This is a genomic window from Streptomyces sp. NPDC008125, assembly GCF_042957125.1.
Taxonomy (GTDB): Bacteria; Actinomycetota; Actinomycetes; order Streptomycetales; family Streptomycetaceae; genus Streptomyces.
On record NZ_JBIBHR010000004.1, the window covers coordinates 274,297 to 292,543 of the forward strand.

Annotated in this window: 13 protein-coding genes; 6 read left to right on the forward strand and 7 right to left on the reverse strand. The window is 73.3% G+C overall.

Features of this window, described 5'->3' with window-relative positions; genetic code table 11:
- Positions 1 to 59: 59 nt before the first annotated feature.
- Positions 60 to 1,514, reverse strand: coding sequence for a PspC domain-containing protein (locus ACFZAX_RS09005; RefSeq protein ID WP_390960301.1), 1,455 nt, complete (start codon positions 1,512 to 1,514; stop codon positions 60 to 62).
- 121 nt (positions 1,515 to 1,635) lie between these two features.
- Here ACFZAX_RS09005 and ACFZAX_RS09010 point away from each other — a divergent pair, with 121 nt between their 5' ends.
- Positions 1,636 to 2,922, forward strand: coding sequence for a PspC domain-containing protein (locus tag ACFZAX_RS09010; RefSeq protein ID WP_390960302.1), 1,287 nt, complete (start codon positions 1,636 to 1,638; stop codon positions 2,920 to 2,922).
- Positions 2,919 to 3,617, forward strand: coding sequence for a LuxR C-terminal-related transcriptional regulator (locus ACFZAX_RS09015; protein WP_390960303.1), 699 nt, complete (start codon positions 2,919 to 2,921; stop codon positions 3,615 to 3,617). The genes ACFZAX_RS09010 and ACFZAX_RS09015 overlap by 4 nt, the downstream gene beginning before the upstream one ends.
- Before the next feature lie 78 nt (positions 3,618 to 3,695).
- Here the strand turns inward: ACFZAX_RS09015 and ACFZAX_RS09020 are convergent, their stop codons facing one another.
- Positions 3,696 to 4,823, reverse strand: a complete 1,128-nt coding sequence (locus ACFZAX_RS09020) for an NlpC/P60 family protein (protein ID WP_390960304.1) — start codon at positions 4,821 to 4,823, stop codon at positions 3,696 to 3,698.
- 462 nt (positions 4,824 to 5,285) lie between these two features.
- On the opposite strand from ACFZAX_RS09020, the gene ACFZAX_RS09025 reads away from it, so the two are divergent.
- Positions 5,286 to 5,639 carry a hypothetical protein gene (locus ACFZAX_RS09025; RefSeq protein ID WP_390960305.1) on the forward strand — a complete coding sequence of 118 codons (354 nt, stop codon included), beginning with the start codon at positions 5,286 to 5,288 and terminating at the stop codon, positions 5,637 to 5,639.
- Between the two features lie 66 nt (positions 5,640 to 5,705).
- Here ACFZAX_RS09025 and ACFZAX_RS09030 read toward each other — a convergent pair whose 3' ends face one another.
- The gene (locus ACFZAX_RS09030) at positions 5,706 to 6,869 is read right to left on the reverse strand and encodes an NlpC/P60 family protein (protein ID WP_390960306.1); all 1,164 of its coding nucleotides are present in this window, start codon (positions 6,867 to 6,869) and stop codon (positions 5,706 to 5,708) included.
- Between the two features lie 309 nt (positions 6,870 to 7,178).
- Here ACFZAX_RS09030 and pcrA point away from each other — a divergent pair, with 309 nt between their 5' ends.
- Positions 7,179 to 9,680 (forward strand): DNA helicase PcrA, encoded by a 2,502-nt coding sequence (pcrA, locus tag ACFZAX_RS09035; protein WP_390960307.1) that lies wholly within the window; start codon positions 7,179 to 7,181, stop codon positions 9,678 to 9,680.
- A gap of 66 nt (positions 9,681 to 9,746) precedes the next feature.
- Here pcrA and ACFZAX_RS09040 read toward each other — a convergent pair whose 3' ends face one another.
- Complete coding sequence (locus ACFZAX_RS09040; protein ID WP_390960308.1) at positions 9,747 to 11,642, reverse strand: peptidoglycan DD-metalloendopeptidase family protein; 1,896 nt, start codon at positions 11,640 to 11,642, stop codon at positions 9,747 to 9,749.
- Positions 11,643 to 11,944: 302 nt separating this feature from the next.
- Here ACFZAX_RS09040 and ACFZAX_RS09045 point away from each other — a divergent pair, with 302 nt between their 5' ends.
- Entirely contained in the window at positions 11,945 to 12,814 is an 870-nt protein-coding gene (locus ACFZAX_RS09045; RefSeq protein WP_390960309.1) for a barstar family protein, read from the forward strand.
- Positions 12,815 to 12,856: 42 nt separating this feature from the next.
- On the opposite strand, the gene ACFZAX_RS09050 is transcribed toward ACFZAX_RS09045, so the two are convergent.
- Positions 12,857 to 13,807, reverse strand: a complete 951-nt coding sequence (locus ACFZAX_RS09050; protein ID WP_390960310.1) for an alpha/beta fold hydrolase — start codon at positions 13,805 to 13,807, stop codon at positions 12,857 to 12,859.
- A gap of 630 nt (positions 13,808 to 14,437) precedes the next feature.
- Here ACFZAX_RS09050 and ACFZAX_RS09055 point away from each other — a divergent pair.
- Positions 14,438 to 14,851, forward strand: coding sequence for a cobalamin-dependent protein (locus tag ACFZAX_RS09055; RefSeq protein ID WP_390960311.1), 414 nt, complete (start codon positions 14,438 to 14,440; stop codon positions 14,849 to 14,851).
- Between the two features lie 250 nt (positions 14,852 to 15,101).
- Here the strand turns inward: ACFZAX_RS09055 and ACFZAX_RS09060 are convergent, their stop codons facing one another.
- Positions 15,102 to 16,931 carry a DUF5691 domain-containing protein gene (locus ACFZAX_RS09060; protein ID WP_390960312.1) on the reverse strand — a complete coding sequence of 610 codons (1,830 nt, stop codon included), beginning with the start codon at positions 16,929 to 16,931 and terminating at the stop codon, positions 15,102 to 15,104.
- Between the two features lie 103 nt (positions 16,932 to 17,034).
- Positions 17,035 to 18,141 carry an SWIM zinc finger family protein gene (locus ACFZAX_RS09065; RefSeq protein WP_390960313.1) on the reverse strand — a complete coding sequence of 369 codons (1,107 nt, stop codon included), beginning with the start codon at positions 18,139 to 18,141 and terminating at the stop codon, positions 17,035 to 17,037.
- Between the last annotated feature and the right edge of the window lie 106 nt (positions 18,142 to 18,247).

The window sequence follows — 18,247 nt, forward strand, 5'->3', positions numbered from 1 at the left end:
CGTATCCGCCCGAAAGGGCAAGCAGGGTCAGGCCGGCCAGCGCACGGCCCGGCCGGAACTCATGAAGCAGCACGAATGACCTCCACCTGTCCGAGACCGACTTCCAGGCGCAGCTCGATCGTGCCGGCCGGGTCCGCGCCCTTCGGGGGCACGAGCGTGCGGGTGGTCTGCCGGTCCGGGGCGATGTCGACGTCCTGACCGGCCGGATCGCCGGGCAGGGTCACGTCCCCGAGCCCCACCTCCGCCCGCACCCGGACCGTCGCGTCCTGCGGGACGACCACCACCACACGGCCGGCCCCCGCCTCCACCCGGGTGGAGAGGGCGGTCCCCAGCGGGACCGGCAGGCCGGACAGATCGAGCCGGGCGGTACCGGCCCCGATGTCGTAGGACGGCCGCAGCTGGGCGGCGGTGACGGGACGCCACTCGGTCCGCGCCCACGTCGTCCCGATGTCCCTCGGCAGTACGGTCGACGCCGCGAGCACCCCCGTGACGAGCAGCGCGAACACCAGCGTGCCGAAACCGGTCCGGCCGAAGAACGAGGCGACCAGCATTCCCACCCCGAGAACGGCGAGCGCCGCGACCGCCCCGATCTGGAGGCTCTCGCCGAGCGGGTGCCTGCCCCAGCCGGGCCAGGCGGCGGCCACCCCGGCGACGATCGCCAGGAACCGCACGAGGCCCCCGATCGAGTGCGGCCCGTGCGTCCTCTCGCGCGGATCGGTGGCGACCGGCGGTACGGACCCCGCGCGCGCCCCGCGACCCCCGTGGTGTGCTCCGCCGCGGTGCGGCGCCCCGTGGTGTCCCCCGCGCGCCTTCCCCGGCTCGGCCGCCGCGCCCGGGACCGCGTCCGCCGGGCCCCACAGATAGCCCCCGCCCACCGGCCCCGTCGTGCCGTCCTTGACGATCGGGTCCCGCCACCACGACGGCCCGGCCGGAGCCGGGGGGGCCTGGACCTCCGGCGGCACCGAGCCCCGGCCGGAGGGCGGCGGCGCCGGGGCGGTACGGGGCGCGGAAGGCACGGAGTCCCCGGCGGCCCGGCCGTCCCGGGCGTCCCGGTCCGCCTCCTCGTCCGTGGCGGCGGGCCGGCCGTGCCGCGTCCACACCGCGAACCCGGCGACCGCCAGCACCAGCATCGCGGCGAACGCCAGCACCCCGCCGTTGTTGATCATCGAGAGGAAGAGCCCGCAGCCCACCAGCGCGAAGAGCAGCGCCACCAGCGGCGGCCCCTCCACCCGGCCGGAGAGCAGCTCGCGGAACTCGTTCTCCTCCTCGCCCTCCACCGGAACCAGCAGCCACGCGAAGCCGTAGAGGATCAGCCCGGTGCCGCCCGTGACGGCGAGCACCCCGAGGACCACCCGGAAGACGACCGGGTCCACGTCGAAGTACCGGCCGAGGCCGCCGCACACCCCCGCCACCACCTTCTGCCGGGGGCTCCGCCTCAGCTGCGGTTTCGGTGCGCTCTTCGGTGCGCCGGGGGGCGCCTCGCCGGGGGGCGCGGCGGACGGGGAAGCGGTCATGGCTCCATGGTGACGGTCCGAAGGCCCCCGTGGGACCCGCGGCGACCCTGGTCGTTCCCTGATATGGGAGTAGGGGCCGTCCCTGATGTCCCGGCCCACCCGGACGTGTGACGATCGGACCATGCCAACCGCCACGACCCGAGCCGCCGGTGCACCGGCCACCGACCCGGAGGAGCCACCGGCGCGCAAGCTGTACCGCAGCGCCGAGGGGCGCATGCTGGGCGGCGTCGCGCGCGGCCTCGCCGGACACCTCGGGCTGCCCGTCGCCTGGGTGCGGCTCGTCTTCCTCGGCCTCTTCCTGGCGGACGGCCTCGGCGCGGTGCTCTACGCGGTGTTCTGGATCGTGGTGCCCCTCGGCGTCGGCGGCGTCGAGACCCCGCGCTCCCTCTTCATCACCGCCCCGGACGGCAGCCGCCGGCTCCGCAAGCCCGACCGCGGACAGGTCTTCGCGCTCGTCGGGCTGTTCGTGGGCGCCCTGATCTTCCTCGCCAACGTGAACATGGGCAGCGGCGCCGACCGCTACATCTGGCCCATCCTCCTCATCGGAGCCGGTTCCGTACTGGTCTGGCGGCAGGCCGACAACGCCCGCCGTGCTCAGTGGATGGAGGTGGGCCGCCGCCGGAGCATGCTGCACCTGGCCCGCGGCCTCGCCGGGGTCGCGCTCGTCGGCCTCGGGCTCGCCGCCTTCCTGGTGGTGCGCGGCTCGGCCGCCCAGCTCGGCAACGTCCTCACCGCGGCCATCGCCGTGCTCACCGGCATCGCGCTGCTCGCCGGCCCCTACCTCGTCCGCATGACCCAGGACCTCTCCGAGGAACGCCTGATGCGCATCCGTGCCCAGGAACGCGCCGAGGTCGCGGCCCACGTCCACGACTCGGTGCTGCACACCCTCACCCTGATCCAGCGCAACGCCGAGGACGCCGGAGAGGTCCGCAGACTGGCCCGCGCCCAGGAACGCGAACTGCGGAACTGGCTGTACGACCCCGGCGGCACCGGCAAGGACGCCGACGACGAGCCGGCCACCCTCGCCGAGGCAGTGAAGCGTGCCGCCGCCGAGGTCGAGGACAAGCACGGCGTCCCGCTGGAGGTCGTCGTGGTCGGCGACTGCCCGCTGGACGAGAAGACCACCGCCCAGCTCCAGGCCGCGCGCGAGGCGATGGTGAACGCCGCCAAGTACGGTGGCGAGGGCGGCGCGGTCCAGGTCTACGCGGAGGTCGAGGGCCGGAAGGTCTTCATCTCCGTACGCGACCGGGGGCCCGGGTTCGACCCGGACGCGGTCCCCGAGGACCGCATGGGCGTACGAGAATCGATCGTCGGCCGGATGCGGCGCAACGGCGGTACGGCCAGGCTCCGGTCGGTGCCCGGCGGCGGCACGGAAGTCGAGCTGGAGATGGAGAGGGCGGGCGAATGACCGAGAACAGCGAAGCGACGACCCAGGAACCGGAACGCCGGGTACGGGTCGTCCTCGTGGACGACCACCGGATGTTCCGCACCGGCGTCCAGGCCGAGATCGGCCGCACCGAGGAGACCGGGGTCGAGGTCGTCGGCGAGGCCGCCGACGTCGACCAGGCCGTCACCGTCATCACGGCGACCCGCCCCGAGGTCGTCCTCCTCGACGTCCACCTCCCCGGCGGCGGCGGCGTCGAGGTGCTGCGCCGCTGCGCGCCGCTGATGTCGGCCGCCCAGAACCCGGTCCGCTTCCTCGCGCTCTCCGTCTCCGACGCGGCCGAGGACGTCATCGGAGTCATCCGGGGCGGCGCCCGCGGCTACGTCACCAAGACGATCACCGGCGACGACCTGGTCAACTCGGTCTTCCGGGTCCAGGAGGGCGACGCGGTCTTCTCGCCCCGTCTGGCCGGCTTCGTGCTCGACGCCTTCGCCTCCACCGACGCCCCGCCCGTCGACGAGGACCTGGACCGGCTCACCCAGCGCGAGCGCGAGGTGCTCCGGCTGATCGCCCGGGGATACGCGTACAAGGAGATCGCGAAGCAGCTCTTCATCTCGGTGAAGACGGTGGAGTCGCACGTCTCCGCGGTGCTCCGCAAGCTCCAGCTCTCCAACCGTCACGAGCTGACCCGGTGGGCGACGGCGCGCCGCCTGGTCTGACGCCCGCCCGCCCGTCGCCCGCCCGTCGTCCGTCCGCCCGGTCCTTCAGGGCAGTGACGGGCGGGGGCGGGCCGGTCGTCACGCCACCCGGGTCGCCCCCGCGAACGGCATCTCGTCGATCGGGGCGATCCGGATCGGTGCACCCGGGCGCGGGGCGTGGATCATCTTGCCGTCGCCGATGTAGAGGCCGACATGGCTGATTCCGGAGTAGAAGAACACCAGGTCACCGGGGGCGAGCTGGGAGCGGGAGACCCGTTGCCCGGCGTTGATCTGGGTGTAGGTGGTGCGCGGCAGCGAGACGCCCGCCGCCCGCCAGGCGGCCTGGGTGAGGCCGGAGCAGTCGTACGCGGACGGGCCGGTCGCCCCCCAGACGTACGGCTTGCCGAGCGCCCCGTACGCGAAGGCGACAGCCTCGGCGGCGCGGGAGTCCGGGGTGGTGGGAGCCACCGAGGGGGCACCGGTGCCGGTCGTAGCCCGCGTACCGCTCGTATCCCTCGTACCGCTCGTACCGCTCGGGCCGCTCGGGCCGCTCGGGCCGGCCGTGCCGCCGGTGCCGTTCTCGGCCTCGTAGCGGGCGCGTTCGGCGGCGGTGAGGGTGTGCAGCAGCCGCCGGGCGTCGCTGAGGCTGGTGGTGATCTTCTTCCTGTGCCGTGCGAGTTCGGTCTCGCGAGTGGCGAGCACCGCCGACTCGTCCTCGGCGCGGGTCCGGACCTGCTCGATCCCGATGACCTGGCGCCGGATGCCGCTGATGGTCCCGGCCTGGATCTCGCCCGCCTTCTCCACGTACGAGGCGCGCTCCAGGTACTCGTCGGGGTCGGAGGTGAGCAGCAGCTGGAGCGCGGGGTCCAGACCTCCCGAGCGGTACTGGGCGGTGGCGAGCGAACCCAGGGCGTGCCGGGACTCGTTGAGGAGACCGGTGCGGCGGGCGGCCTCGTCGCGCAGTGCGTCCACGGAGCGGGCGGCGTCGGCAGCCTTCTCCCTGGCCCCGTTGTACTGCTCGGTGGCGACCTCGGCATCCCGGTAGAGCCGGTCCACCTTGGCCCTGACCTGGGAAGCGGTGAGCGGGGGCTCCGCCTCGGCGGAACCGGTCGCGGCGGTCGCGGTGGCCGCCCCGGCGAGTGCCAGGGCGGCGGCGGAGCGGGCAGCGGAGCCGGCGAACAGGCGCTGCTTGGGTTTGCGGTGAGCTGCTTTCCGGTGCGCGGCCACGAGGGCTGCATCCTTCCTGTCGGCTGCCCGCCCGGGGTACCGGCGGGCCCGGCGGACCCCGGCGGCGCGCGCCTCATGGGGGAGGGCGGGCACCACCGGGATCGTTCGGCCAGGTGACCGGTGCTACCCGTCAGGGGCGGCAAGGCGGGCCGATCACCTGGAAGGGACGCTAACCCCGGGGCAGGCCGAGAAGGCGTCATGATCGAAATTGACCTCCTGTGACGTTTCGCCTTCGGTGTGTGACCAGGGTGACGGAGGACGGCCGGGGTTGCGGAGGGCGATCCGGTCACTTTCGGGCAGCTTCGGGAAAAGGGCGCCGGAGCGCGTCCTCGACCTGCCGTCGTTCGGCCGGAGGCCGGGCCGGCCGGCGGGCGGGCGGCAGTTCCGAAGACGCGCCCCGGCGGCCCGGGTAAGCCCCACCTCACCGCAGAGGGGGGTTACAGCCGTCGTTAGGCTGCGGACATGTCTGTACTCATCCATGTCTTCGTCGCCCTGCACATCATCGGCATCGCCTCCCTGCTGGGCGGCTTCCTGACGCAGATGAAGGCGATGGGTTCCGGCACCGCCCGGTTCGTCCCCGCGATGCTGCACGGCGCGCTCACCATGCTGGTCACCGGCATCGCCCTCGTCGGCTTCCACCAGGCCGACGACAATCCGGTCAACAACGTCAAGATCGGCCTCAAGCTGCTGATCCTCGTCGTGATCCTGGCTCTCATCTATCTCAAGCGCGACGAGGAGAAGGTGTCCAAGGGCGCCTTCGCCGCCGTGGGCGGACTGACCGTCGCCAACATCTTCATCGCCACGCTCTGGACCTGACCGGCCCCGGGCGGGCGTTCCGGGACGCGTCCGCCCGTGTGCCCCGTCGGCCGGCCCGGGGCCGGATCAGCCCGGCCGGACGCTGCCGTAGATGGGCATGTAGTAGATCGACTCCTCGCGGACGTACGCCCCCGGCTTCGGCGCGTGGACCATCATCCCGTCGCCCTTGTAGATGCCCACGTGGCTGATGTCGTCGTAGAAGAAGACCAGGTCCCCCGGCTGGAGGTCCGCCGTCGCGACCCTCGTACCCACATCGACCTGGTCCCAGGTGGTACGCGGCAGGTCGACGCCCGCCGCCCGCCAGGCCGCCTGGGTCAGGCCGGAGCAGTCGTACGACGCGGGGCCGGTGGCCCCCCACACGTACGGCTTGCCGATCTGGGACTCGGCGAACGCCAGCGCCTGCGCGCCCTTGGCCGACGCCGACGCCGACGTGGTCGAGCCGGTCGCGGTGCCGGTACTTCCGGAGGCTGCCGTGTCCGAGCCCGCCGCGGCCTTGTCGGCGGCCTTCTTGTCGGCCGCCTCCTTCGCCGCGGCGGCCTGCTCGGCGGCGAGCCTCTCCGCCTTCTTCTTCGCCTCGGCTTCCTTCTTCCGCTCCAGCTCCGCCAGGCGCGCCTTCTCCTCGGCGGTCAGCTCCGACAGCAGCGTGCGCGCCTCGGACAGCTTGTTCTGCACGGTCTGCTTGCTGGTGCGCAGATCCGTCTGCGACTCGGTCAGCGCCTGCAGGCTCTCGGTGGCCTCGGTGCGCTTCTCGGCGGCGGCCAGCTGCTCGGTACGGAAGACGGCGACCGCCTTCTCCTGCCGGCTGGTGCGCCGCTCCATCAGATGGTCCTGGTCGAAGTACGACTGCGGGTCGTCCGCCAGGAAGAACGTCATGGTGGACGCCAGTCCGCCGCTGCGGTACTGGGCCGCCGCGTAGCTCCCCAGAGCGCGACGGGCCGCGTTGACCTTGTCCGCCCGCTCGGCCGCCTCCTCCAGCAGGGCGTCCACCTTGTCCTGCTGCTCGACCGTGGCGTCCTTCGCGCGGTTGTACTCCTGCGTCGCGGAGCCCGCCTCGCGGTAGAGGTCGTCGACCTTCTTCCGTACGTCCTCGATGCTCGGCCTGGGCGCCGAAGGGGCGGCTGTCGCGCTCTGCGTGGAGAGCAGGGTGGCGGTGGCGAGCGCCACCGTGGTGAAGCCGACGGCCTGCGACGAGACGCGCACCGGGGTGCGGGGTTTGCGATGCGATGCCACGACGGCATCTCCTTCCGTGGACCGCCCACCGGGCGGCCCGGCCGAGATCGTCCGGCCTGCCGTGGTGGACGGGGCGTCCGGCTGAGCACGGTAGCCAAGCGGTGGGACGGCTGGGAAGGGCGATGAGCGATATGCCCGATACATGTTCGTGACCTTGGTCGCAGCGGTCCGTACCGGGTCCCCGAGGGCCCGTGGCGAGGGGTTTCTCTCGCGCGCCGCGCACGCTCCCTGACACCCGGTGACGGCCGGCCGCCGGGTCCGCCGAAGCCCGCCCGGAGTGTCGGCGCGACACCCTAAACTCGACTAGCGATGAGCAGCCTCTTTGACGACAGTTTCCTGACCGGCCTCCAGCCCGTGGAGGAGGGGCCCCCGCCGCCCCCCGAGGACCACGCGCCCGAGGAGGAGCCCGAGGGCCTCTTCGAAGGGCTCTTCGACGCGCCCCCGCCGCCCAGGGACGGGTACTACCGCGACGGCGCCCCGCGCCCGGTCCTCGACTCCGCCGCACTGCTCGACGGACTCAACACCGAGCAGCGCGCCGCCGTCGTGCACGCCGGGTCCCCGCTGCTCATCGTCGCGGGCGCCGGCTCCGGCAAGACCCGGGTGCTCACCCACCGCATCGCCCACCTGCTCGCCGAGCGCGGCGTGCACCCCGGGCAGATCCTGGCGATCACCTTCACCAACAAGGCCGCCGGCGAGATGAAGGAGCGGGTCGAGCAGCTCGTCGGCCCCCGCGCCAACGCCATGTGGGTCATGACCTTCCACAGCGCGTGCGTCCGCATCCTGCGCCGCGAGTCGAGGCGGCTCGGCTTCACCTCGTCGTTCTCGATCTACGACGCGGCCGACTCCAAGCGGCTGATGGCCCTGGTCTGCCGCGACCTGGACCTCGACCCCAAGCGCTACCCGCCGAAGTCCTTCACCGCCAAGGTCTCCAACCTCAAGAACGAGCTCATCGACGAGGAGACCTTCGCCGGGCAGGCCGCCGACGGTTTCGAGAAGACCCTGGCCCAGGCGTACGCGCTCTACCAGGCGCGGCTGCGCGAGGCCAACGCCCTCGACTTCGACGACATCATCATGACGACGGTCCACCTGCTCCAGGCGTTCCCCGACGTCGCCGAGCACTACCGCCGCCGCTTCCGGCACGTCCTGGTCGACGAGTACCAGGACACCAACCACGCCCAGTACACCCTCGTGCGTGAGCTGGTCGGACCGGCGGGCGAGCAGGACGCACCCGGCGAGCTCTGCGTCGTCGGTGACGCGGACCAGTCGATCTACGCCTTCCGGGGCGCGACGATCCGCAACATCCTCCAGTTCGAGGAGGACTACCCGGACGCCACCACGATCCTGCTGGAGCAGAACTACCGCTCCACGCAGACGATCCTCTCGGCCGCCAACGCCGTCATCGAGCGCAACGAGAGCCGCCGCCCCAAGAACCTCTGGACCAACGCCGGGACCGGTACCCGCATCGCCGGGTACGTCGCCGACACCGAGCACGACGAGGCGCAGTTCGTCGCCGACGAGATCGACCGGCTCACCGACGCGGGCGACGCCAAGGCGGGCGACGTCGCGGTCTTCTACCGCACCAACGCCCAGTCCCGTGTCTTCGAAGAGATCTTCATCCGCGTCGGCCTGCCCTACAAGGTCGTCGGCGGGGTCCGCTTCTACGAGCGCAAGGAGGTCCGGGACATCCTGGCCTACCTCCGGGTGCTCGCCAACCCCGAGGACTCCGTCCCGCTGCGCCGCATCCTCAACGTGCCCAAGCGCGGCATCGGCGACCGCGCCGAGGCGATGATCGACGCCCTCTCCCAGCGCGAGAAGATCTCCTTCGGGCAGGCGCTGCGCCGCGTCGACGAGGCGTACGGCATGGCGGCCCGCTCCACCAACGCCGTGAAGCGGTTCAACACGCTGATGGAGGAGCTGCGCACCGTCGTCGAGTCCGGCGCGGGCCCCGCGGTCGTGCTGGAAGCCGTCATGGAACGCACCGGCTATCTCGCCGAACTCCAGGCGTCCACCGACCCGCAGGACGAGACCCGCATCGAGAACCTCCAGGAACTCGCCGCCGTCGCGCTGGAGTTCGAGCAGGACCGGGCCCGCGCGGCGGCCGAGCCGGACGGTGGCGGAGCGGGCGACGCCGATGCCGATGGCGACGCGGAGGCGGCCGGACCGTCCGGGACGCTCGCGGAGTTCCTGGAGAAGGTGGCCCTGGTCGCCGACTCCGACCAGATCCCCGACGAGGACGAGGACGGCTCCGGCGTCATCACCCTGATGACGCTGCACACCGCCAAGGGACTGGAGTTCCCCGTCGTCTTCCTCACCGGCATGGAGGACGGCGTCTTCCCGCACATGCGGGCGCTGGGCCAGGTCAAGGAGCTGGAGGAGGAGCGCCGCCTCGCGTACGTCGGGATCACCCGCGCCCGCGAACGCCTCTACCTCACCCGCGCGTCCATGCGGAGCGCCTGGGGCCAGCCCTCGTACAACCCGCCGTCGCGGTTCCTGGAGGAGATCCCGGACCAGCACCTGGAATGGAAGCGGAAGGGGCCGATGGCCGCCCCGGCCGGGCCCACCTCGGGGATCACCTCGTCCCTCTCCTCCTCCCGCGCCCGCTCAGGCCCCTCCGGCTTCGCGACCCGGCGCACCGGCGACAAGCCGGTGGTCACGCTGGTGGTCGGAGACCGGGTCACGCACGACCAGTTCGGCCTGGGCACGGTGACCGCCGTCGAGGGCTTCGGCGACCAGGCGAAGGCCACCGTCGACTTCGGTGACGAGCGCCCCAAGAAGCTGCTGCTGCGGTACGCCCCCGTCGAGAAGCTGTAGCGGCCGTCCTGAACACGCCGAAAGGCCGGGCCCTTTCGGCCCGGCCTTTCGTGAACGCCGCGGGGACTACTGCGGGTCGAGCCCGTGGCTCTGCAGCCAGGGCAGCGGATTGATCGCGGAGCCGCCGCCGGGACGCACCTCGAAGTGCAGGTGCGGGCCCGTGGAGTTGCCGGAGCTGCCGGAGTAGGCGATCACGTCACCGGCCTTCACCGAACCGGAGCGGATCCTGGTGCTGCTCAGGTGGCAGTACCAGGTCTCGGTGCCGTCCTCCGAGGTCACGATCGCCATGTTGCCGTAGGCGCTGTTCCACTGGGTGCGTACGGTGCCGTCGGTCGCGGCCATCACCGGAGTCCCGTACTGCACGGGGAAGTCGATGCCGGTGTGCACGGACATCCAGTTGACCCCGGCCTGACCGAAGTACGCGCTGAGACCGTGCTGCGCCACCGGCAGCAGGTACTTGGGGCGGGCCGCCTCCTTGCGGGCGGCCTCCTCCTCGCGCTTCTTCTTCTCGGCGGCCTGCCGCTCCTTGAGGTCGATGCGCTCCTGCGTACGGCTGGCCCGGTCCCTGAAGTCCGCACCGGCGGCGTCGACCCCCGCGAGCTGGGTGTCCAGCTTGGTGTTGGACGCGAGTGCCTTCACGGTGCCCGTGTCGGCGGCGGCCATCGTCGTCGGGTTCTCCTTGGTCTCCTCGCCGCGCCCGAGCCCCCCGACCGAGGCCGCCGCGATCCCCGCGACGCCCATCACACACGCGGACGGAACCGCGATCGTCAGCAGCGCCGATCGCTTGGCGGGCGTACGGCGGCGGGCCCGGGTCCGGGTGGCGGAACGACCCTCGGTCCGTCCCTCGGGCCGCACGGCGGGGGTGTACGGGTCGGGCCGGCGGTCCGGGGAGCCGACGGCCGGGTCCTCGGACTCCGGGCCGGGCTCCTGCGCGGTGTCGGGCGCGTCGTCCTGCGGGGCGTCGTCCTGCGCGGACCCGTGCTGTTCGGGCGCCCGGTGTTCGGATGCCGCGTGTTCGGGCGTCAGGTGTTCGGAGTCCGGCCGGTGTTGCCCGTCGGGCGGGTAGGACATCTGTTCCGGGATGTACGCGGTCTCCCCGGGCGTGGCGTCGGGGCCCTCCGGTGCGGTGTTCCAGGCGGTCGCGTCGTAGGTGCCGCTGTCGTACGTGCCAGTGTCGTACGTGCTGCTGTCGTACGTGCCGGTGGAGAACGCGGTGGTCGCGTGGACCGGGATGCCGGAGGCGGGGGTGTCGTGGGCCGAAGTGCCGTAGTCGGTGGTCTCGTAGCCGCCCGCCCCGAAGGTCCGGCTGTCGAAGGTGCCCGTGTCGCAGGCGCCGGTCGCGTAGGCGGTGGGGCCGTAGTGCGGGGCGTCGGTTCCGTAGCCGGAGGGGGCGGGGGCGTATCCGGTTCCGTCGTACCCGCCGTGGTGCTCGCCGCCGTGGGTCTCGTACGTACCGGTGGCGGTGGCCGCCCGGTACGTCCCCGTCGCGTACAGGGCCGACTCGAAGGTGGTCGTGGGGAAGGCCCCGGTGTCGGTGAAGGCCCACTCGCCGGTCGTGGTGCGGGTCGCGTCCTGCTGCCAGCCGCTGGAGTCCCACTGCCCGGTCCGGTCGGGCGAGCCGGTCGGGCTCGTGTGCCAGCTGCCGGTGGTGTCGTACAGATCGTGGTGCGCGGCCTGGGACTCGTCCGCGTAGCCGGCGTACGTGCCGGTGTGCGCACCGGTGTGCGTGCCGTCGTGCGTGCCGCTCTCCCAGGAGGAGTCGGCGGCGTAGGAGGTGTCCTGACCGGGATACGTGCCGTGCTGGGCGGGCGTGGGGACCGCCGTGAAATCGCTGTCGTATCCGGAACCGGGTGCGACGCCCTGCTCGCCGGGATACGTCCCGTAGAGCGGACCGGCAGGGTAGCCACCGGTCTGTGACGCGTCGTATCCGGCGTACCCGGCGTGGGTGTGCTGGTCGTTCACCAACTTCTCTCTCGCCTCGGCAGCAGGACCAGCCCGGAGTTCAGTGGGGTGAAACCCGGGGAAGCAGTGGCCGCGACTGTACCTGGCGGTGTGTGACGGCCACAATCTTCGGAAGGGTTTGGTCTCGGGGGAACCGGGCATTCGAGCGCCTTTCGGCGCAGCCGAGACCCATTGTTGGCGTTACGTTCGAAGAATCCGTTCTGATTTCCACCGGACACGGTGACGGAACGTAGTCGCTGCGGTCGGCGCGGTGGGGGAGCGGTGTTCGATCGGTGTTCGGTCGGTACGGAGGGAAGGATTCGGTGGACGAGGCAGTCCGGGGCGGCGAAGGCGGGGGCTGTGCTCTCAGGTCCGACGACGACGAGAGCGACTTCTGGGGTTTCGCGCGCGGCGTCGAAGGGCTGTTCACGCCGGTCGGCGAGGGGGCCGAGGCGGGGGAGGCCGATGAGGGGCAGGTCGATGAGTGGGAGGCCGATGCCGGGGAGCGCCGGGTGCTGCTCACCGGCTGCCGTCCGGAGGGCGGCCTGCTCAGGGCCCTCGACCGGATCGGTGGCCGACGGGCCGGGGCGGGGAACGCCTGGCTCTCCTTCCTCGACCCGGACGGCGCGGTCATCGGGAGCTACTTGGTCGGCCAGGTGACCGTCACGGACACCCGGCCCTCCGCTCACGGCGCCGGGCTGGTCGACCTGACGGCCGAGCTGTGGTGCGACAACGCCGTGCCCGGCTCGGAAGCGGTGTGGGAGCTCGTCCGAGCCGGCGGACCCGACCGGCCGGGCCTCTGGCACGGACTCTCCGCCGCCGAGCAATGGGCCTGGCTGTCCGTGGCGTTGTGGTCCCACGAGTGGCGTCGGCAGGGGAAGCCGGACGCGCCCGAGGAGCGGACGGTCACCCTGGACGGCCGGTACACCGCCGACCGGAACAGTTTCTGGTGCGCGATCGGTGAGGCCGTCAACGGGCCGGGCGGGTACTTCGGTTGGAACCTCGACGCGCTGGAGGACTGCCTGCACGGCGGCTGGGGCACCGCCCCCGGGTTCACCCTCGACTGGGTGAACTCGGGCGCCGCGCGGGCGCGGTTGACGGAACCGGCGCACTCGGGCGACCGGGAGGTCACGCTCTTCGACGTGATCCTGGAGCTCTTCGAAGAGCGGGGCGTCACCGTCGTACTGCGGTAAAGGCGGGCGGCCCGGCCTTCCCGGGCCGCGCCACCTGCTCCGTCAGGCCACGGTGGCGCCACCCGTCGCGCGGCCCGTGATCCCCGCGATGTCGCCCGCTGTGGCCGTGGAGCCGGGGGAGTCGAGCACCTGGCGGATGCGCGCGGCGACGGCCGGGTGCACGGGGAGCGCGAGGTGCCCGATGCCCGTGACCCGTACGTTCTCCGCGTCGAGATCGGGGTGGTCGATGCACGCGGTGCGTACGGGCACCATCACCCGGTCCAACTCGCTCCAGAACGCGACGAAGTGCGTCCGGCACCCGGGGGCCGGGGTGCGCAGCTCCTCGATGAAGTCGGAACCGGCGCGCATCTGCCGCACGATCGGGTGAGCGCTCGCCGGCGGGGCGACGGCGGTGCCGCCGTGCGGGGTGCCGAGGGTGACCAGCACGCGGACCCGGTGGTCACCGCCCAGGCGCTGTACGTAATACCGGGCGATCAGGCCGCCGAGGCTGTGCCCCACGACGTCCACCCTCCGGTGGCCGGTGCGCTCGCAGATCTCTTCGACGTGCCGCCCGAGCAACTCGGCGGCCGCACGGATGTCGCAGGTCAGCGGAGAGTAGTTGAGCGATTCCAGCTGGTGCCTGCCGTGCCGGGCGAGCGAGCGGCGGAGCAGTACGAAGACGGAGCGGTTGTCGATGAACCCGTGCAGCAGCACCACCGGCGGCCGGTCGTCCTCCCGGGCCGGGGTCAGCGCGGCCACCCCCGGGGGCAGCGCGTCGAGGTCCTGCTCGATACCGGGGGTGGCCCTACGGCGCTCCGGAGTGAGGCCGGTCGGATAGAAGAGCACGTGTCCGGCGAGGATCGCCAGATCCAGCGCGGTGGCCCTGAGCAGCGCGGACGAGGAGCGCAGGCCCTGCGCTGACGGCAGGCACAGGCCCGGTGGCGACGGCAGGCGCGGCAGACGCGGCAGACGTGGCAGACGCGGCAGCAGGGTGAGCAAAGGCAGTAGATTCATGGCCGACCTCCTGCACCGGCACGCGCGAACGGCTTCGGTCCCGCGCGCCTTCAGGGGGTGCCGTGGCGAGGTCGCGACCGGCCCGGTCGGCCGCCGACGCTCGCGCCGGTCGGACCGCTCTTCCGGTACCCGGACCGCCTGGTGGAGGTCCGGCCGTCCGTTCTCTTCCGTCGCTTCTCCGCGTCGCCCCGGTGGCCGTGTCGGTCCGGAGCGGGTCCCGGCGGCCGGAATTTCCGGCCTGCTGCCGTCCGTCCCCCCGGCGGCCCTGGTCGGACGGCCGGGGGACCGGACGCTCGCGGGGGCCGCACCTCCGCGCCGTGCGGCTGACGGCGCGGGTGTGCGGCGACCTCTGGCGGCTCCCCTTACGGCCGCCCCCACATGGCGGGTGTGCGCCACTCGGTGTAGGGGGCGGGCGTACGACGAACATGTCCCACAAGGAGATTTCCCCCCTCACGTCCTTCACGAAACAGGACGCGACGAGGAAGGATGCTGAGGATAACGTTCGTTCACATCCGCGGGGCGTCGGCGCGAGGAACAGTGCGGGATCCGGTACGGGAGCGGGCTCGGACAGAGCGCGGGACGGTGCGGGAGAACGCGGCCGGTGGTGCGGGAAACCAGATGGAGGCAGTGATGGGTGTGTCCGGTCCGATTCGTGTGGTGGTGGCCAAGCCGGGGCTCGACGGCCACGACCGGGGGGCCAAGGTGATCGCGCGGGCACTGAGGGACGCCGGAATGGAGGTCATCTACACCGGTCTCCACCAGACCCCGGAGCAGATCGTGGACACCGCCATCCAGGAGGACGCCGACGCCATCGGACTGTCGATCCTCTCGGGCGCCCACAACACGCTGTTCGCCAAGGTGATCGAGCTGCTTCGGGAGCGGGAGGCCGAGGACATCAAGGTGTTCGGTGGCGGGATCATCCCGGAGGAGGACATCCCGCCGCTCAGGGAACTCGGGGTCGCCGCGATCTTCACCCCGGGTGCGACCACCACCGCGATCGTCGACTGGGTCAACGCGAACGTCCCTCACCCCGCGGACGCCTGACACCTGCGGGCGTGCGGCGGCACCGGAGGGTGACTGCCTGTTCCAGGCGATTCCAGAGGCGTTGAGGGCCGGGCCTGGCCGTGCCTGGTGTGCACGGCCGCGCCCGACCGGGGGCCCGGGGCCCCGCCCGGCGGGGTTTCCCTCGTCGCGCCGCCGGCACGCCCGCTCGCCGCCCCGCCGGACCGGCTGCCCTGCCGTGAGAGGTGTCCTGCGGTGTCCTGCTGCGGGTTCGTTCGGCCGACGCGGCGCGTCAGGGCCCGGCCGGGGCCAGCTCGGCCTCCATGGCGGCCCGCAGCCGGAGGGTGGAGACCAAGCGCTGGAAGGCCTCCGACCAGTAGCCGCCCGCCCCGGGTGAGGCGCCCTCGCGTTCGTCCTCCGGGGTGGTGAGCACCTCCAGGCGGTCGGCCTCGCCCGGGTCCAGGCAGCGCTCGGCCAGACCCATGACTCCGCTGAAGCTCCAGGGGTAACTGCCCGCCTCGCGGGCGATGTCGAGCGCGTCGACGACCGCGCGTCCGAGTGGTGCCGCCCAGGGCACGGCGCACACGCCCAGCAGCTGGAACGCGTCGGAGAGGCCGTGAGCGGCTATGAAACCGGCCGCCCACACGGCGCGTTCCTCCTGGGGGAGGGTCGCGAGGAGCTTGGACCGCTCGGCCGGCGAGTCGGTCCCGGTGGTGTCCCCCGGAGGCGCGGTGGGGGCGCCGAGCAGAGCCCGCGCCCACTCCTCGTTCCGCTGCCGTACGGCGGCACGGCACCAGGCGGCGTGCAGGTCTGCGGCCCAGTCGTCGGCCACCGGCAGCCTCACCAGCTCACGCGCCGTACGTCCGCCGAGTCTGGCGGGCCAGGTGGCGAGCGGGGTCGACTCGACCAACTGCCCGAACCACCAAGACCGTTCGCCCTTCCCGGCGGGCGGTACCGGGATCACCCCGTCCCTTTGCATCCCGCCATCGCACTCGTGCGGCGCCTCTATGAACAAGGAGGGCCCCACCGGCGCGGAGGCGGGCCCACCGAACGCGGGAGCGGGACCGCCGGAGACGGGCGGTGGCCCACCACCGGACCTGCGGTCCAGGCTGACGCACGAGACCGCGCGGGCCGCCATCCGACGGCCCAACGCGGTGTCGGGCAGGGCGGAGAGGAGCTCGGCGGCGGTGGCGCGGACGTTGCGGCTGCGGTCGCCGAGCGCCTCCTCCAGGAAGTCCTCGTCCGCCCCGGAGAGCTTGGCGCGGAGGGTGTCCAGGAACATCAGCCGGTCCTCCGCGCGCTCACCGGACCAGCTCCCGGCGAGCAGTTCCCGGGCCGCGTCCGGGTCGCGGAGACGTACGGCACTGAGCAGCGCGATCCGCTCCGTGAACAGTCCCTCTTCCCACAGCTCGCGCACCGCGTCCGCGTCGGCGCCGCCGCCGGGTCCGCCCCGGAGCGCGGCCTGCGGAGCGCCGTCACGCAGAGCGAACCGCCAGTCCGTGTTCAGACCGGCCAGCCAGCGGCCGCGCGGACCGGCGAAGGCCAGTGCGTGCGGGCGCAGATCGGTACGGGCCCGCGCGGCGTCCAGCAGGGCCGGGAGCAACGCCGCGGGGGCGCGGTAGCCGTGACGGTTGGCGGCGGCCAGCCACTGCGGGATCAGCTCCGTCAGATCGGGGGCCGTGCCCCGCCTGCCGGCGTGTGGGCCGCCCGACCGGTCCGCGAGGAGCTGCACGAGTCTGCGGCGGGCCGCCCGGGGCAGCGGCGGACGGGGATCCTCGGGGGCCCGGCCGGGGAGCGCCCCGGCCGCGGCGGGCCGCAGTCCCGCCCGGCGGCGCACGGCGTGCACCGCAGCCGCGTCCAGCAGCGCGGCCGGTCCGCCGGAACCGCCGCCCGGGGAGTGCGCCGGTCGGCGGTCCGTGCCGAGCAGGGCGCGGGTGACCAGCTCGTCCCACTCCTCTTCGAGCGGGCGCGGGGTGTCTCGGTGCGGAGTGGCTGGGTGGGCCGTGCCGGTGGGGTGGGCCGAGGCGTGGGCGTTGTCCGGGGTCCGCGGGTGGTCCGGGGCGTGCGGGTGGTCGCGGTCCGGGCAACGGGGTCCGGACGGGGGCGGGTTCGTGGCGGTCATGGTTCACCTCCGGCAGACGGGTGACGGGTGACGGGTAACGGGTGACGGGTAACGGGTACGGCACGGGGTGCGGGGGCGGGCCCCGGGCTGCGCGCCCGGTGCGTCAGGCCAGGGCGACGGTCCTGCCCGAGCCGTCGCCGTCGCCCTCGACGACGGACCAGGCCGTCAGCGGGGCGAAGCCGCGGGGGCCCAGTTCGCCGAAGACCGTGACCGGTCCGCCGCCCGAGAGCGCGGCCAGCCGCCAGAGCCCCGGCCGGGAGCGCGGGTCCCCCGCCACCGGCAGGGCGCTCCCGGTCCTTTCGTCGGCGAGCTGCCAGTGGCCGGCGGCGGGGACGGGTATGACCGCCCCCAGCACCACCGGATGCCGCTCCGCCCAGGGGTCATCGCCCAGCGCGCGGCCGTATCCGACGAGGGCCTCGGCGGGGGACACCGCCGGCGGGGGTGTGCGGGCGGGCTCCGGTGTGCCGGACACCGCCCCCAGCTCAGCCCGTCGGCCCGCGCCCGGGTGCTGCGTCAACTCCGCGTCCAGGACCGTGCCCACCGGGAGGGACAGCTCCGGGGCGCGGCCCCCAGGGCCGTAGGAGAGCAGCACCGCCGTGCGGCCCGACCCCTGGCCGTACAACCAGATACGGCGGGTGACGAGCCTGCCGTCCGAGGTGTCGTACCGGGCGAGCACCTGCCACTGGTCGCGCACCGGCGGGCCGTCCGGTGCCGAGGGGAGCCCCACCCGGGTGCGGACCGTCGCCGACAGGGGCGCGGACAGCCGATCCCGTCCCAGCCAGGCGGTGTTGAGCAGATGGAGCAGTCCGCACTCCTCCAGCATCCGCGCCGGCCACCCCGGACCGGACGAGGCCAGTGCGCCCAACCCGCGTACGCGCGCGGCCAGCCCGGGAGCCTGGGCGTCGACCATCCGGGCGGCGGTCTCCTCCCAGCGGTCGTGACCCGGCTGCCCGGACACCGCGAGACCGGTGCGCAGGAGGTCGGCGAGGCGCTCCTCCAACTCCCGTGCGCCGTCGGTGATCCGGGCGGACCTCCGCTCGGCACGCCTGCGCGCCGCCTCGGCGTCGGCCGGGGCGGCAGGGGTACGTCCCGCCTCGGCGTCGGCCGGGGCGGCAGGGGTACGTCCCGCCTCGGCGTCGGCCGGGGCGGCAGGGGTGCGTCCCGCCGGTTCGGCGGTCCGCGCGGAATCTCCCTCAGGGGACAGCAACATGGCCACGACGGTAGGACCCCCCACTGACAACTGCCCCGACCTGCGGTGACGGTGAGTGGGGGACCGATTGTCAGTGGGGTGGTGCACGGTGGTGACACACATCGGA

Excerpts from the sequence above, each read along its gene's own strand:
- ACFZAX_RS09005 (WP_390960301.1), bottom strand. The coding sequence starts at position 1,514 with ATGACCGCTTCCCCGTCCGCCGCGCCCCCCGGCGAGGCGCCCCCCGGC.
- ACFZAX_RS09010 (WP_390960302.1), top strand. The coding sequence starts at position 1,636 with ATGCCAACCGCCACGACCCGAGCCGCCGGTGCACCGGCCACCGACCCG.
- ACFZAX_RS09015 (WP_390960303.1), top strand. The coding sequence starts at position 2,919 with ATGACCGAGAACAGCGAAGCGACGACCCAGGAACCGGAACGCCGGGTA.
- ACFZAX_RS09025 (WP_390960305.1), top strand. The coding sequence starts at position 5,286 with ATGTCTGTACTCATCCATGTCTTCGTCGCCCTGCACATCATCGGCATC.
- pcrA (WP_390960307.1), top strand. The coding sequence starts at position 7,179 with ATGAGCAGCCTCTTTGACGACAGTTTCCTGACCGGCCTCCAGCCCGTG.
- ACFZAX_RS09050 (WP_390960310.1), bottom strand. The coding sequence starts at position 13,807 with ATGAATCTACTGCCTTTGCTCACCCTGCTGCCGCGTCTGCCACGTCTG.
- ACFZAX_RS09055 (WP_390960311.1), top strand. The coding sequence starts at position 14,438 with ATGGGTGTGTCCGGTCCGATTCGTGTGGTGGTGGCCAAGCCGGGGCTC.
- ACFZAX_RS09060 (WP_390960312.1), bottom strand. The coding sequence starts at position 16,931 with ATGACCGCCACGAACCCGCCCCCGTCCGGACCCCGTTGCCCGGACCGC.
- ACFZAX_RS09065 (WP_390960313.1), bottom strand. The coding sequence starts at position 18,141 with ATGTTGCTGTCCCCTGAGGGAGATTCCGCGCGGACCGCCGAACCGGCG.